Here is a 15,441-nt window from a genome sequence, read left to right as displayed (position 1 = left end):
CTGAGAGCTTTCTCATCCGCCCCTAATCGTCATCTTCTTCTGGCCGGTCAGGATCGTTTCAGAACGATCCAGAACCGACACCGGGAGAAGAGAGACGATCATGACGAGCGCTCCCCTACGCGTGGCCCTCTACAGCCACGATGCCAAGGGGTTGGGACACCTTCGCCGCAACCTCGCTCTGGCCCACCACCTGGCCCGAGCACTACCGGGGCTCACCGGCCGTGACGTCACCGGCCTGGTCATCACCGGTCTGGCCCCGGGCCAGGAGTACCGCCTCCCCGATGGCTTCGACTGGCTGGTACTGCCGGGGATCAAGAAGTCCGAAGGCATCTACCAGCCCCAGCGCCTGCGCATCACCCACGAGGACCTGGGCGAGGTCCGTAGCGCTCTGCTGAACGGCGTCCTGGGCACCTTCGCCCCGGATCTGCTCATCATCGACCGACACGCCTACGGGGTGCACCTGGAGCTGCGCGAGCCCCTGACTCACCTGCGCCGCACTCACCCCGGCGCGCGCGTGGTGCTCGGTCTGCGCGAGGTCCTGGACACCCCCGCAACCGTGCAGCGCGAATGGGATGAGCTCGGCGAGGCCGACACGCTGCGCCGGCTCATCGACGAGGTCTGGGTCTACGGGGACGCCGCGGTCCACGACCTGAGCGCCACCGGCGAGGCCCCGCCTGCGCTGGAGGACCGGATGCACTACACCGGTTACCTCGCCCACGGTCGCGACATCGCCGAGCACAGGGACGGTTCCGAGGCCTCACCCGCTCTGGCCGGTAACGCCCTGGACCCCGAGCCCTTCATCCTGACGACCGCCGGTGGCGGCTGCGACGGCATCGACCTGCTGCGTGCCGCCGCGCAGGTACGCGTCCCTGACGGCTACCGGCATGTCGTGGTCACCGGCCCCCAGCTCGACGCCGCCCTGTTCCACCAGGTCGCTCAGGCGGCCGGTCCCCGCACCGTGGTACGCCGGTCCTGGCCCGGCATGAGTCGCCACATCCAGCAGGCCGCTGCGGTCATCGCGATGGCCGGCTACAACACGGTCACCGAGATCCTCGCCTCCGAGACCCCGGCCCTCCTCGTCCCGCGCGAGACGCCTCGCCTGGAGCAGTTCATCCGGGCCTCCGGCCTGAAGAAGGCAGGCGCCGTCGACCTGCTGAGAGTCACGGATCTGAGTGCCGCAGCGCTGGAGGACCGGCTCTCCGAGCTGCTGGGCGACCAGGAGGCCTCCCGTCGCCAGCTGACGGGGCGACGTCGTCTGCGTCTGGACGGCCTGGCCACGGTCCCCCTGCTGGCCGCCGAGCTCATGGACCACCGATATGACGCACCCACCACGAGCCCGACCTACCTCACCAGCCACCCCACCAGCCTCACCAGGATGGAGATCCCCGCATGAATCCCCCACTCGACACCCGCCAGCCCCACCAGGGCGCCCCCCGTATCGGATACGTCCTCAAGGTCTACCCCCGCTTCTCGGAGACCTTCATCGTCACCGAGATCCTGGCCCGCGAGGCTCAGGGCGAGGACCTGAGCATCTATGCACTGCGCCCCACCACGGATGCGCGCTTCCACCCCGAGATCGCCCGGGTCGCCGCCCGCGTCAACTGGGTGGGCCGACCGAACCGGGCCATCGACCTGTGGAGCCAGCTCACCGAGGGCCTGACCCGCCAGGAGGACCGCGAGCGCTTCGCCGCCATCATGCCGGTCCTGGCCGAGCTGCCCGGTGACGTGGTGGCCCAGGGCGTCGAGCTGGCGCGTCAGGCACGCCGGGACTCCATCACCCACCTGCACGCGCACTTCGCGTCCCTGGCGGGGCGGGTGGCGTGGATCGCCTCGGCCCTCACCGGCATCCCCTACACCGTGACCACCCATGCCAAGGACATCTTCCACGAGTCGGTGGACCCGGTGTGGCTGCGCCGGATCTGCGCCGATGCCCAGCGGGTCATCGCCATCAGCCGTTACAACGAGGACTACCTGGGAACTGTGCTGGCGGGCACGGGGGCCAAGGTGTCGCTGCGTTACAACGCCCTGGAGCTGGATCGCTTCTCCTACCGTGCCCCGCAGCCGGTGTCCGCCACGAGGGCAGAGCCGCTGCGGGTGTGCGCCGTGGGTCGCCTGGTGCCCAAGAAGGGCTTCGCCGATCTGGTCGAGGCGGTGAGGATCCTGGTGAGCTCGGGGATCGATATCGAGGTGGAGCTGGCCGGTGACGGCGATGAGCGCGAGCGCCTGACCGAGCAGATCGAGCGCCTGGGACTGGCCGACAGGATCCGTCTGCTGGGTCCGCTCACGCAGGCGGAGGTGCGCGAGCTGCTGGCGCGCTCGGACGTGTTCGCGGCGCCGTGCATCGAGGCGGCCGACGGCAATATCGACGGTCTGCCCACGGTGGTCCTGGAGGCGATGGCCTGCGGGACGCCGGTGGTGGCCACGGCGGTGTCGGGACTTCCGGAGGTGGTTCACGACGGCGTCACCGGGATTCTTCTTCCCCCGGGTGACCCGGCCTCGCTGGCCGTGGCCCTGCGCGGGATCGCACAGGGCGAGGTGGACATCGTCGCGCTGTCGCGCGGTGCGCGGGCACTGATTGAGGAGCAGTTCGACTCTCGGGCCCAGGCCGCGGTGCTGGCCGCCTGGCAGTCGGGTCCCGTCCCGGCTTCCGGCGTGCGCCTGGCCGATCAGGAAGGAGCCGCCTGATGCGCATCGCCTACATCTGCTGCGACCCGGGCATCCCGGTGTTCGGGACCAAGGGCGCCTCGGTGCACATTCAGGAGGTCGTTCGCGAGCTGCGGGCCGCCGGCCACGAGGTGGTGCTCTACGCCCTGCGCTCAGGCGAGCACGTGCCCGCCGACCTGGCCGATCTCGAGCTGCACCTGGAGGCGGTCGCCGACGTCGCCCCCGCTGAGCGGGAGCAGGCGCAGGTGCGTGCCGCCCAGAGGATTGCCTCGCGGGTGATCGCCGACGGCGCTGACCTGGTTTACGAGCGCTACTCCCTGTTCTCCACGGCTCTGGCCGACATCACGGCGGCCACCGAGGTGCCGGGGGTCCTGGAGGTCAACGCTCCACTGATTGACGAGCAGCGTCGTCACCGCTCGCTGGTGGACGCCTCCGGTGCTGAGCAGGCGCTGCGCCGTCAGGTCGGGGCGGCTCGGGTCACGGTGTGCGTCTCGGACCCGGTGGCCGACTGGGTGCGCCGTCGCACCGCCGATATGCCGGACGCGGAGGCTGTTGCCGCCAGGGTCCACACGGTTCCCAACGGTGTGAGCGTGCGCCGCATCCAGCCTCAGCCGGCGGACCCCGAGCGGGTGGTCGTCACCTTCGTGGGGACGCTCAAGCCCTGGCACGGGGTGGCCGACCTCATCACGGCGGCGGCCCTGGCGCGTCAGCGGTGGAGCCTGCGGATCATCGGCGACGGACCCGAGATGGAGACGCTCCGTGCGCAGGCCGAGCGCCTGGGGGTGGAGGCGGACTTCCGTGGGGCGGTCGCCCCTGAGGAGATTCCCACTCACATGGCGGGTTCGGCGATCGGGGTGGCTCCCTATCCGGATCTGGGGGGTCTGGAGCAGCAGTACTTCTCCCCCATGAAGGTCCTGGAGTACCTGGCCGCGGGGCTGGCGGTCGTGGCCTCCGACGTCGGTCAGATCCCCCAGCTCCTTGAGGAGGGATCGCAGCGCCACGGCGTGCTCGTGGCGCCCTCGGACCCCACGGCGCTGGCCGCGGCCCTGGATGATCTGGCGGCCTCCCCCCAACGGCTGGCCCGGATGGGGCGTAACGGTCGTCTTCTGGCTGAGGAGCGTCACTCCTGGAATCGGGTCGTCACCCGGATCCTGGGGCTGGCCGGCGTCGCTGAGGGTGGTGTGCGGTAATGGCTCCGCTTCCTCGTCGTCACGGGCGCAGTCGAATGCGCCACTCCCCCATGCGACAGACCCTGCGGCTGGTGGGCCCTGATGCCGCGCCGCAGTGGCGCCTCATGGCCGGCGGCACCGCGGTGCTTCTGGCGGAGGTGGTCTTCCGGGTGCTGGAGCCCTGGCCGCTGAAGGTCACCATCGACTCACTGGTGGCGGCGCTGGGCCGCCACACGGGCAGCGCCCCCGCCACGGTCTCCTCCCTGGTGGGGCTCGGTATCGCCCTGCTGGCGATCGTGGCCGGGCGGGCGGTGTGCAACTACCTGGCCACCGTGGCCTTCGCCCTGGTGGGTTCGCGCACCGCGGCCTCCCTGCGCAGCCGGGCCTTCCACCACGTCCAGGGCCTGTCCCAGCAGTTCCATGCCCGCAACCGCAGCGCGGACACGGTTCAGCGGCTCATCGCCGACGTCAACCGCATGCAGGAGGTGGCTGTCACCGCCGGCCTGCCGATGGCCGCCAACACCTTGACCCTGCTGGTCATGGTCGTGGTCATGGTGTTCCTGGACCCGCTGCTGGCCATGATCGTGCTCCTGGCGGTGGCGGCCTTCATGCTCGCCTCCTCGGGCAACTCGCGGCGGATCTCCGCAGCCTCCCTGCGCAGCCGCAAGTCGGAGGGGAACCTGGCCAACACCGCCCAGGAGGCGCTCGGCGCCATCAAGGTGGTCCAGGCCTACGGTCTGGAGCCGCTGCTGCATGAGCGTTTCACGGGCGCCAACTCGGTGTCCCTCAGTGAGGGGGTGCGCTCGCGCCGTATCGCCGCGCGCCTGGAGCGCTCCACGGACGTCATCGTCGGCGTGGCCACCGCCGTGGTCATGGTCGGCGGGGGCATCCGGGTCCTGAACGGCGCCATGTCCCCAGGGGATCTGGTGCTCTTCACGACCTACCTGCGCACCACCATGAAGCCGCTTCGGGACATGGCCAAGTACACCGGCCGCATCGCCCGGGCGACGGCCTCGGGTGAGCGGGTAGCCGACCTCATGGCGGTCAAGCCCGACATCGTCTCCCCTGCTGACGCCATCGTGCTGGACCGGGTCCACGGCATGATCCACTTCGACCACGTGCACGCCGCCTACGAGGGCCGCCCGGTGCTGCACGGTGTGAACCTGACGGTGGTACCCGGTGAGCACGTGGCCCTCGTGGGGCCGTCGGGCTCGGGCAAGTCCACCCTGGTGTCCCTGGTGGTGCGAGCCCTGGATCCGACGTCGGGCACGGTGAGCCTGGACGGGCACAGCCTGAACGAGCTCGATCTGCGGTTCCTGCGCTCGCAGGCCTCGGTCCTGCACCAGGAGGCGGTGCTGCTGACCGGCACGATCCGGGAGAACATCCGTCTGGGCCGGCCCGATGCCTCCGACGAGGAGGTCGAGGCGGCCGCACGTGCGGCCCACGCCCACGAGTTCATCACCCAGATGCCCGGCGGCTACGACACGACCGTGGGCGAGCGAGGAGGCACCCTCTCCGGCGGCCAGCGCCAGCGCATCGCCATCGCTCGGGCGCTACTGCGTGACTCGCCGATCGTCATCCTGGATGAGGCGACCACCGGACTGGATCCGGCCTCGACGTCGGCGGTACTGGAGGCGATCGATGAGCTGGTGGCCGGGCGCACGACCCTGACCGTCACCCACGACCCGCAGGCCGCCATGCGCGCCGACCGGGTGGTGTGGATCCAGGACGGGCGCATCCACCTGGAGGGCAGCCCTCAGGACCTCATGGAGTCCTCGGCCGACTTCCGTCGGTGGGCGAACAGCCACCTGGCGGACTCCTTCGCCCTGGTGGGGAGCGGATCATGACTCCTTCGCTCATCAAAGCGATGACCACGGCCGACGCCGTCGCCGCGGTCCTCGACGCCGATCGGCTCAGTGAGCTCCTTCAGCGCCCGGTGCGGGCCGCCAGGCTGCGCATCAAGCCTGAGGTCTCGGTCCTGGTCTCTCTGACGGACCGGAGCACCGGGCTCACCGCGGGCTGGGCCCGCTTGCTCTGGCCGGTCTCGCACTCCAAGGCCGCTCAGGCCGAGCGCCTGGCCGCCTCCCTGGGGCTGCAGCCCCCCGTCACCCGGTCCCTGGACGAGGGCCTGCTGCTGCAGTGCGGTGCGGTCCTCACCGACCCCAAGCTGGCTGAGCCTCTCGCCCAGGCCACGGAGCTGGGGGTGCCGAGCAGCTGGGAGGCCCGGGACGTGCTGCGCTACAACCCCTCACGGCGCCTGGTCCTCCGGGACGGCTCCACGGTTCTGCGGCTGCGAACCGGCGGCGGGGGACCTGCCGACGACGTCCACCGCGCCCTGTCCGGGCTCCTCCCGGTCCCCGGTCTGCTCGACTCACAGGCCGTGGCCCAGTGCGAGGGCCGTCTCAGCGTGCAGCAGTGGTGCGGAGACACGAATCTGGCTGACGTCTACGCGGACGACGCCGACCGGGCGGCCTCCGCTCAGGGCCTGAAGGAGGCCACCAGGCGCGTGGGGGCTCTGCTGGCCGAGCTGCACTCCTGCGCCGGGCAGCTGCCGGCGGACCTCATCGACCGGCTGCCGCATCAGCCTGCCGGCTCCCGGGAGCTGGCCGAGGTCCACGCTCGTCAGCTCGATGTCCTGGCGCCTGAGCTGGCACGCCAGGTGCGGGCGGTGGGCGACATGCTGCCCTCCCGCCTCCCCGGGACACCGGTTCTCACCCACGGCGATGCCTCCCCCGACCAGGTGCTCTACGAGTACTCGACCGGGCGGATCTGGCTGACCGACTTCGACCGGGTGCGCCTGGCGCCGGCGGCGACGGACCTGGGCTCCTACCTGGCGGAGGCACCGTCCTGTCAGCGGCATGCGCTGCTGGAGGGTTACGCCGTGCACCGGCTGGTACCGAGCGACGAGGAGCTGGGATGGGCGATCGCACTGTCGCGGCTGGCGCGGCTGGCCGACCCCCTGCGACGGGCCCACCCGTCCTGGCGTGAGCGCATCAGCGCGGACCTGGCCGCCATCGAGCGCATCGCCCGGTCGCCGGAGAAGGAGGCCAGCTGGGCATGACGGACACGACGAGCACAACACCAAGGACTGAGATGACACAGACGACGGAGGCGGCCGACATGCTCAGCACGCTGCGGGCCATCCCCGGGCTGCGACGGGCCTGGCCCGCCGGCCGGGACTCGGAGCCGGCGAGCGCGAGCATCGAGTGCGTCGACGGCCGGGGCCGCCTGCGCGCCGGGCACGTCACCGTGGGAGCCGCCCCCGACCTGCTGCCCTACGCCAGTGACCCGGCCCTGCCGGCCCTGTCCAGGCAGCTGACCGGGAGACTCGTCGTCCACCGCGCCGGCCGCCGCGCCGTCGTCATGGAGGCCTCCCGGGTCCGCAAGATCGTGCGGCCCCACAAGGCCGCCTCCCTGGTGCGGGCCCACACCACCGCCGCCTCGGTGCTGCGGGTCACCGGTCTGCGCACCCCCAGGATCCTCGGCAACGGGGACGACGTCGTTGACCTCGAGCTGCTGCCGGGCCGCAGTCTCGACGAGCTCGGTGACGCCGGCCTGCCCGGGTGGAAGCGGTTCACGGAGGCCTGGTCGCTCCTGGGCGATCGTGAGGCGGACCTGCCCGTCCACGGGCCGCGTCAGGAGGCCCAGGTGCTGCAGCGCTGGCTGGCCTCCGCCCGCCGCTGCGGCCTCATCGACCAGCAGGATCTTCTGCACGAGCAGGTGGTGGACACCTGCCTGAGCCTGACAGAGGCGAGCGGGGTGCACGTCATCACCCACCGCGACCTCCACGACGGCCAGCTCCTGTGGGACGGAACCGACCTGTCCCTGCTCGACCTGGATACCGCGGCCATGGCCGAGGCGGCCCTCGACCTGGGCAACCTCTGGGCCCACGCGGATCTCATGGCGGTTCGCGGCCGGATCGGCCCCGAGGCCCACGCCCGGGTCCGCGGGCTGCTCGACGACCTGGCCCGCGCACTGCCCGTGACGGAGCAGCGCCTGGAGACCTACTACCGCTCCTCAGCGCTGCGGCTCGTCTTCGTCCACGCCTTCCGGCCCGCCGCCCACCGGTGGCTGCCGATCTGGGTGCGCCACTGCCTGGGAGACGCCTCCCCCTTCATGTCCCTGGACCTCACCAACGATTGGAACGACTCATGACCACCCCTCTTAAGCTCACCGTCATCGGCTGCGGATACCTCGGTGCCGTCCATGCCGCTGCCATGGCCCACCTGGGACATCACGTCCTGGGGATCGATACGCGACCCGAGCAGGTCGAGGCCCTCTCCCAGGGCCGCGCCCCCTTCTATGAGCCCGGGCTGCCCGAGCTGCTGGTCACCGGGGCCCAGCAGGGAGACCTGCGCTTCACCTCAACGCCGACGCCGGCCGAGCTGGCCGAGGCCGACGTCCACTTCATCGCCGTGGGGACCCCGCAGTCCACCACTGGCGGGGAGGCCGACCTGAGCCAGCTGTGGAGCGTGGTCGACATGCTTCACGACGCCCTGCCCGAGGGTGGGCGCAGCCTGGTGGTGGGCAAGTCCACCGTCCCGGTGGGTACCGCCCAGCAGGTGGCCGAGCGCCTGGCAGGACGCGCCCTGGTGCTGTGGAACCCCGAGTTCCTGCGCGAGGGCTTCGCCGTGGCCGACACCCTCCACCCCGACCGCATCGTCTACGGGGTCCCTGCCGATCCCGCCGACGCCCAGGAGGCCCAGGCCGTGCTCGACGCCGTCTACCAGGACCTGCTGGAGGAGGGCATCCCCCGGATCGTCACCGACTACCCCACCGCCGAGCTGGTCAAGACCGCGGCGAACTCCTTCCTGGCCACCAAGATCAGCTTCATCAACGCCATGGCCCACCTGTGCGACACCGCCGGGGCCGACGTCACCGTCCTGGCCGACGCTATCGGCCACGACCCGCGCATCGGTCGGCGATTCCTCCAGGCTGGCGTCGGCTTCGGCGGAGGCTGCCTGCCCAAGGACATCCGGGCGCTGCGGGCCAGCGCCGACCTCCACGGCGCCGTGCACCTGGCGGACCTGCTGGGCCGGGTCGACTCCATCAACCGCGAGCAGCGCGACCGGATCGTCGAGCTGGCCCGCACCCACGTGGGCGGCGACCTGTCCGGTCGGGCGATCACCATTCTGGGGGCGGCCTTCAAACCCCTGAGCGACGACGTACGCGACTCCCCCGCCCTGGACGTCGCCTCCCGTCTGGCCGACCTCGGGGCCGAGGTCACGGTCTGCGACCCGCAGGCCCTGCCCGTGGTGGCCCGCTCCCACCCCCACCTCACCTTGGAGGACGATCCCCGCGCCGCGCTCAAGGGAGCCGAGCTCGTCCTGCTGCTGACCGAGTGGGACCAGTTCGTGGCCCTCGACCCCGTTGAGGCCGCCACCGGCGTCGCCGAGCGCGTCATCATTGACGGACGCAACGCCCTGGACCCGGTGACCTGGCGTGAGGCCGGGTGGACCTACGCGGGAGTGGGACGCTGAATCGGGCCGCTCCCGGCTCCGCCCATGCCCGGATCCATGGGGCGGAGCCCAGTGGATCCGGGCACAATGGCGAGGTGACCTCACTGCTGCCCACTCGTACCGTCACCATCGGAACCCGCGTCATGTGGGCGATCGTGCTGGTGGCCGGCATCGCGCTGGTCATGTGCGGGGCGATCGTGTGGGCGCTGGGGGTCTCCAGCGTGTCGACCGATGCCACCAACCGGCTCGAGCACAGCCGCGACCGGATCCGCCAGCTGGCCGCCGACAGGAAGGACCCCTCCAGCGGTCAGCCCCTGGAGGACGTCTCCGCGGTTCTTCGGACCCACATCCAGCGCACTGCCGAGGGGCGCGGTGAGGCCGAGCTCGGCTTCGTGGGCACCGATGCCAGTACGAAGCTGACCTGGGTCTCCGCAGACAACGTCTCCTTCCGCCCCGAGCAGGACAAGGAACTGCTCACTCGGGTCTCCTCCCAGGCCGCCGCCTCGGAGTCCGTCATCGAGACGGTGCGCACCCCCACCTCGAGCTACCGGGTCCTCGTTGTCCCGTTGCAGGGCGGCGCCCAGCGCGGCGCACTCGTGCACGTCATCGACCTCAAGGTCGCCGAGTCCCAGCTCCGGCGCACCATGGCCTTCTACGCGGCCGCGGCCGTGTTCACCGTCGCCCTGGTGACGGGTCTGGCCTGGTTCGCCGTCGAGCGGCTCCTGCGCCCCATCGAGCAGCTGCGCCGAGCCACCGAGTCCATCGGCGAGGAGGACCTGACCACCCGGGTACCGGTCAAGGGCCGGGATGACCTGACGGCCCTGGCCGCGGCCGTCAACCGGATGCTCGACCGGGTCCAGACCTCGGTGGAGGCCCAGCGCAACCTGCTGGACGACGTCGGCCACGAGCTGCGCACCCCGATCGCCGTGGTCCGCGGTCACCTCGAGCTCACCGACCCCGCGGACCCCGAGGACGTGCGCCAGACCCAGCTGCTGGCCCTTGACGAGCTCGACCGGATGGGAATGCTCGTGGGCGACCTGATCCTGCTGGCCAAGAGCGTCCAGAGCGACTTCGTCACCCCAGTGGACACGGATGTCGCCGAGCTGACCGAGCTGGTCTTCGACAAGTCCCTCGCCCTGGGTGAGCGCCGCTGGAAGATGGAGTCGGCGGCCTTCACCCGGGCCATGGTCGACCCCACCCGGATCACCCAGGCCTGGCTCCAGCTGGTGGCCAACGCGGTGAGGTACTCCGAGCACTGCTCCACCGTGTCCCTGGGATCGGCCGTTCGCGACGGCCACCTGCAGATGTGGGTCAGGGACGAGGGCATCGGGATCGCCCCCGAGGACATCGACCTGGTGCGCCAGCGCTTCAAGCGCACCGCCGGCGCTCAGAAGCTCGCCTCCGGAACGGGACTGGGTCTCAGTATCGTCGAGACGATCGTCGCAGCACACGGCGGGAGGCTGGACATACTCTCTGAGGTGGGCCGAGGATCGGTGTTCACCATGGTGATCCCTCTCAGGCCCCCCACCGCCGTGGCCTCCTCCCGAGGCGACGCCCTCACACCTGCCGGGGACTCGCTCCCCGCTCAGCCCCCGACAGCCTCCCGAAGGAGTCACTCACCATGAGCCGCATCCTCATCGTTGAGGACGAGCCCCGCATCGTCGCCTTCCTCACCAAGGGTCTCAAGGCGGCCGGGTTCACCCCCCACACCACCGCCGAGGGCGGGCAGGCCGTGGCCCTGGCGGTCCAGGAGGACTTCGACCTCATCATCCTGGATGTGGGCCTGCCCGACATCGACGGCTTCGAGGTGCTCCAGCAGCTACGCGGCCAAGGGGTGGGAACGCCGGTCATCATGCTCACGGCGCGCTCCTCGGTGGCCGACCGCGTCGCCGGCCTGGAGGGCGGCGCGGACGACTACATGCCCAAGCCCTTCTCCTTCGAAGAGCTCCTGGCCCGCATTCGGGTACGGCTGCGCCCGGATGCCACCGGCCCTGACCAGATGCGCCTGACCCACCGCGACATGGTTCTGGACCTGCGCACCCGCACCCTGACATTGGAGGGCAGGACCGTGGAGCTCTCCGCCAGGGAGTTCGCCCTGGCCGAGACCTTCATGCGCCACCCCGGTCAGGTCCTCAGCCGCGAGCAGCTGCTGAGCGCCGTGTGGGGGCTGGACTTCGATCCCGGCTCCAACGTGGTGGAGGTCTATGTCTCCTACCTGCGCAACAAGCTGGGAAGGCAGCGGGTGGAGACCGTGCGCGGCATGGGCTACCGGCTCATCTGATCCGCGGCGCCGGCCGTCTCGTCAGCCGTCCGCTCAGTCATCGTCGCGGTCGTCGTCATCGGCTTCCTTCACACCGTTCCTGGCCGGCTTCTTGTCGTCGTCATCATCGTCCACCTCGGTGCGTCCGGGGGCTGCCGGTGCGGCGGTCCCGGCCGGGGCAGCCGGTGCGGCGGGGGCCGGCTGGCGATGGCCGTGGTCGACGGCGACAGGCGGGTCGGGCTCCACCGCCTGAGGCGCGTGGCCCTGCGTCGAGGAGTCCGATGAGGTCCAGGAGTCCGCCGCGGAGCCGCCGGACTCGTGCTGGGTGGAGCTGGCACCGCCGCCGGCAGTCGAGCTCTGCGTGGCCGTCACAGAGGACTGGGACGAGGTGACCCGTGGGGTTGCTGTCAGGACGATTCCCGGCTCCTTGGCGGACTCGGCGGGGTGGGAAAAGACCATGCGGGTGACTGCGAGCAGGAGACCCGCGGTCACGATGACAACGGTGGTGGCTACGACGCGGCCACGTCCGAAACGATGCAGCAGACTCGCCATTCCAGCGTCCCCCTTCTGCCCGGCTCTGGCTTGACGGGACCTGCCCGACTTTTGTCGACCGTAACACGAATGAGATGACAAAGCACTGGAGCACAGCACCGGGAGAATCACAGAACTGATCCGCGGGCTTGTCGCAATCAGCACAACTCCGCGGCGCCCGGTATCACTCGCGGGTGCGAGGGGTCAGGGACGGATGTGGCCGTCTCCCTCGACGATCCAGGTCGTCGTCGTCAGCTCGCTCAATCCCATGGGGCCGCGGGCGTGGAGCTTCTGGGTGGAGATGCCCAGCTCGGCTCCCAGCCCCAGCTGTCCGCCGTCGGTGAAGCGGGTCGAGGCGTTGACCATGACGGCCGCCGAGTCCATGCCGGCGATGAAGTCATTGATGACGCTCACGTCCTGGGCGAGGACCGCCTCGGTGTGTCCGGTGGTGTGGGCGCGGATGTGGTCGATGGCCTCCTCCAGGCTCTTCACGACGCGCACGGCCAGGTCCAACGAGCCGTACTCGGTGTCCCAGTCGGCCTCAGTGGCCTGGGTCAGGAGGACATCACGTCCAGCGGTCGTCACAGCCTCGGTCAGGATCCGGTGGGCGGTGGGGTCGGCGTGCAGGACGGTGTCCTTGTCCCACAGGGCGCGGGCGGCAGCCGGCAGGTAGGTGGCGGCGACGTCGGCGTGGACCAGGAGCGTCTCGGCGGCGTTGCACACGCCGACGCGCTGGGTCTTGGCGTTGACGATGATGTCCACCGCGGCCTCCAGGTCAGCGCTGGCGTCGACGTAGACGTGGCAGTTGCCCGATCCGGTCTCGATGACAGGCACGGTGGACTGCTCGACGACGGTGCGGATGAGCCCGGCCCCTCCCCGAGGCACCAGGGCGTCGACCAGTCCGTGGGCGCGCATGAGGGCGCGGGCCCCGTCCCGACCGGCGGCATCGACGCTGGTGACGAGATCTGCGGGCAGTCCCTGCGCCTCCAGGGCGCTGCGCAAGGCCGCGACGATGGCGGCGTTGGAGCCCTGGGCGGCACTGCCCCCGCGCAGGATGATGGCGTTGCCGGACTTGACGGCCAGGGCAGCGGTGTCGACGGTGACGTTGGGGCGGGCCTCGTAGATCATGCCGACGACGCCCAGTGGCACCCGTACCCGGCGCACTCGCAGCCCGTTGGGCATGACCGAGCCGTCAACGACCTGGCCCACGGGGTCGGGCAGGGCGGCCACCTCGCGCAGGGAGTCGGCGATGGCCGACAGCCGCCCACTGTCCAGGGCCAGGCGGTCGAGGAGACCGGCCTTCATCCCTGCCCGGCGTTCGCGCTCCAGGTCGGCGGCGTTGGCCGCGAGGATCGCTTCGCCGTGCTCGGTGAGGCTGTGGGCCATGGCCTCCAGGGCGGCGTCCTTGACGGCGCGCGGGGCCCTGGCCAGGCTCCGTTGCGCCACGCGGGCGGAGCGGGCGGTTGCGGTGACGAGCTCATGGGCCTCAACGTCGTTCATGGGGACACCTTAGAAGAAGAACACAATCTAGCAAAAGTGAAGTTGAAGCGATAGACTAGTTGAACCCTCTTAGACACCACCCATTCGATGGGAGAAAATCTTCCGTGAAGATAACCCACATTTCGGCGAACAACTGGCGAAACTTCAAAACAATAGACTTCGACCTTGAACGCAGACTATTTATTGTCGGCCCCAACGCGGCCGGAAAATCCAACCTACTCGACCTCTTCCGATTTCTAGGTGACGTCGCTGCACCTGGAGGAGGTCTCGCCAGCGCAATTTCCAGCCGAGGCGGCCTCAGCAAAGTACGCAGCCTGTTCTCCCGAAACTTCCGAAAAGGAAGGCTCATCATAGATGTCGACCTTGTCGACGGCGACACTTCCTGGAGGTACCGCTTGTCCATCAAGGGGGAATCAGGAGGACTCAATCGGCCGATCGTCGACGAAGAACTTGTTGAAAAAAACGGGATAACAATACTCAGACGCCCCGACTCCGTGGACAATTCCGACAAAGAGCGCCTCACACAAACACACCTTGAGCAGATCGCAGCAAATCAGGATTTCCGAGAAATAGCAGACTACTTCAGCAAGGTCCAGTATTTCCACTTGGTGCCACAGATCATTCGAGATCCCGGGCGAATCAACGCCACCCCCCAAGACCCGTTCGGGAGAGACTTCATCGCTCAAATGAACGCCACCCCCAAACGCACGAGGGACGCATGGATGAGGCGAATGCAACGAGCCCTGCAAGCAGCCGTTCCCGAGTTCGAGTCTCTTGAGATCGAGGTGGATCCCTCAGGAACCCCCCACCTCAAAGCTGGCTACAGGAACTGGCGGTCCACCCCCTCAACGCAGTATGAAACAGATTTCTCGGACGGAACTTTACGCCTTATCGGCCTCCTCTGGACCATCATCAAAGCACCGAGCAATGCCGGAGTTCTCCTTCTAGAGGAGCCCGAGCTGTCACTCAACTCGGCTATTGTCAAAGTTCTTCCTTCCATGTTCGCCATGGCACAGCGTTCCAACGACCTTCAAATCGTATTATCCACCCACGCTCCAGAGCTCCTCGACGAGGAGGGAATCAATCCGAAGGAGATACTCGTTCTGCAAGTTACTGACGACGGAACGACCGCGAATCTGCTTTCAAGCATCAGCAATGCAATAGAAGACATCGAAATCGGCCTCCCTGTTTCAGACGCTATTAATGGCCTCATTGCACCAGAGGAGTTGCAGGGACTCGTCGACTCTTCAGGTCGCTGAAGGTGCACCAGCATGTTGACACCGTACGTCAAGGTAGCCGTCGAGGGACAATCAGACCAAGGGATGGCCAAAAGGATAATTAGGCACTCCGGTCTCTCTCTGGCCCAAATTGTTCCCAGGAACGGCTCAGGCAACATTGACAAACTTATTCAAAGCCTATCAAGAACCTCACCATCCAACCCTTGGGTAGTTTTTCGCGATTCTGACGCAAAATGCCCAGTGAGACTTCGCAGACGACTAACGAAATCAGATACAGCCAACCCAGCATTTTTGCTGCGCATTGTCCACCCAATGACGGAGGGGTGGCTCATGGCTGACCCCCAGTCATTCTCGCAGTACTTCAAAATTGCAGCGAAGACCGTCCCCGCCGACACCGAGCTTCTGCCACACGCTAAACGTACTTTGCTCGCACTATGCAGCAAGTCACGCAATCGTGATATCCGCAGTGACCTAGTCCATCCCGACGGAAGCGCCGGCCCATTGTATGTCTCTCAGATCAACAAATTCGCAGAGGACTACTGGGATGTAGCCGCAGCTGCTCAGAACAGTCCGAGTCTTCATCGTGCTCTTGTGCGTTTAGAGGAAATGCGTTCATTCCT

At 68.7% G+C, this 15,441-nt stretch carries 12 protein-coding genes; 10 read left to right on the top strand and 2 right to left on the bottom strand.

Going from position 1 to position 15,441, the window contains the following annotated elements:
• Positions 1 to 100: 100 nt before the first annotated feature.
• The 9 genes from JJJ14_RS05005 (at position 101) to JJJ14_RS04965 (ending at position 11,573) form a co-directional block, all read left to right on the top strand.
• Positions 101 to 1,393 (top strand): glycosyltransferase family protein, encoded by a 1,293-nt coding sequence (locus tag JJJ14_RS05005; protein WP_201444844.1) that lies wholly within the window; start codon positions 101 to 103, stop codon positions 1,391 to 1,393.
• Complete coding sequence (locus JJJ14_RS05000) at positions 1,390 to 2,685, top strand: glycosyltransferase (protein WP_201444843.1); 1,296 nt, start codon at positions 1,390 to 1,392, stop codon at positions 2,683 to 2,685. The genes JJJ14_RS05005 and JJJ14_RS05000 overlap by 4 nt, the downstream gene beginning before the upstream one ends.
• Positions 2,685 to 3,854 (top strand): glycosyltransferase family 4 protein, encoded by a 1,170-nt coding sequence (locus JJJ14_RS04995; protein WP_201444842.1) that lies wholly within the window; start codon positions 2,685 to 2,687, stop codon positions 3,852 to 3,854. Before JJJ14_RS05000 ends, JJJ14_RS04995 begins: the two co-directional genes overlap by 1 nt.
• Before the next feature lie 50 nt (positions 3,855 to 3,904).
• The gene (locus JJJ14_RS04990; protein ID WP_201444841.1) at positions 3,905 to 5,680 is read left to right on the top strand and encodes an ABC transporter ATP-binding protein; all 1,776 of its coding nucleotides are present in this window, start codon (positions 3,905 to 3,907) and stop codon (positions 5,678 to 5,680) included.
• A complete protein-coding gene (locus JJJ14_RS04985; RefSeq protein ID WP_201444840.1) occupies positions 5,677 to 6,894 on the top strand; it encodes an aminoglycoside phosphotransferase family protein in 1,218 nt (405 codons plus the stop codon). Before JJJ14_RS04990 ends, JJJ14_RS04985 begins: the two co-directional genes overlap by 4 nt.
• 32 nt (positions 6,895 to 6,926) lie before the next feature.
• Positions 6,927 to 7,988 carry a phosphotransferase gene (locus JJJ14_RS04980; protein WP_201444839.1) on the top strand — a complete coding sequence of 354 codons (1,062 nt, stop codon included), beginning with the start codon at positions 6,927 to 6,929 and terminating at the stop codon, positions 7,986 to 7,988.
• Positions 7,985 to 9,313: a UDP-glucose dehydrogenase family protein gene (locus JJJ14_RS04975; protein ID WP_201444838.1), complete on the top strand. Its 1,329-nt coding sequence runs from the start codon at positions 7,985 to 7,987 to the stop codon at positions 9,311 to 9,313. Before JJJ14_RS04980 ends, JJJ14_RS04975 begins: the two co-directional genes overlap by 4 nt.
• A gap of 74 nt (positions 9,314 to 9,387) precedes the next feature.
• Entirely contained in the window at positions 9,388 to 10,917 is a 1,530-nt protein-coding gene (locus JJJ14_RS04970) for a sensor histidine kinase (protein WP_201444837.1), read from the top strand.
• Positions 10,914 to 11,573: a response regulator transcription factor gene (locus JJJ14_RS04965; RefSeq protein WP_009405416.1), complete on the top strand. Its 660-nt coding sequence runs from the start codon at positions 10,914 to 10,916 to the stop codon at positions 11,571 to 11,573. The genes JJJ14_RS04970 and JJJ14_RS04965 overlap by 4 nt, the downstream gene beginning before the upstream one ends.
• A 33-nt stretch (positions 11,574 to 11,606) precedes the next feature.
• On the opposite strand, the gene JJJ14_RS04960 is transcribed toward JJJ14_RS04965, so the two are convergent.
• Positions 11,607 to 12,104 (bottom strand): ubiquitin carboxyl-hydrolase, encoded by a 498-nt coding sequence (locus JJJ14_RS04960; protein WP_201444836.1) that lies wholly within the window; start codon positions 12,102 to 12,104, stop codon positions 11,607 to 11,609.
• A 183-nt stretch (positions 12,105 to 12,287) separates the two neighbouring features.
• The gene (locus JJJ14_RS04955) at positions 12,288 to 13,583 is read right to left on the bottom strand and encodes a glutamate-5-semialdehyde dehydrogenase (protein ID WP_201444835.1); all 1,296 of its coding nucleotides are present in this window, start codon (positions 13,581 to 13,583) and stop codon (positions 12,288 to 12,290) included.
• 104 nt (positions 13,584 to 13,687) lie between these two features.
• On the opposite strand from JJJ14_RS04955, the gene JJJ14_RS04950 reads away from it, so the two are divergent.
• Entirely contained in the window at positions 13,688 to 14,842 is a 1,155-nt protein-coding gene (locus tag JJJ14_RS04950) for an AAA family ATPase (RefSeq protein ID WP_201444834.1), read from the top strand.
• Positions 14,843 to 15,441: the final 599 nt, after the last annotated feature.

This window comes from Actinomyces sp. HMT 175, from assembly GCF_016694895.1.
Classification (GTDB): domain Bacteria; phylum Actinomycetota; class Actinomycetes; order Actinomycetales; family Actinomycetaceae; genus Actinomyces; species Actinomyces oris.
Note: the sequence above shows the minus strand (reverse complement) of the source record. Positions and strands in the feature narration are given on the sequence as shown.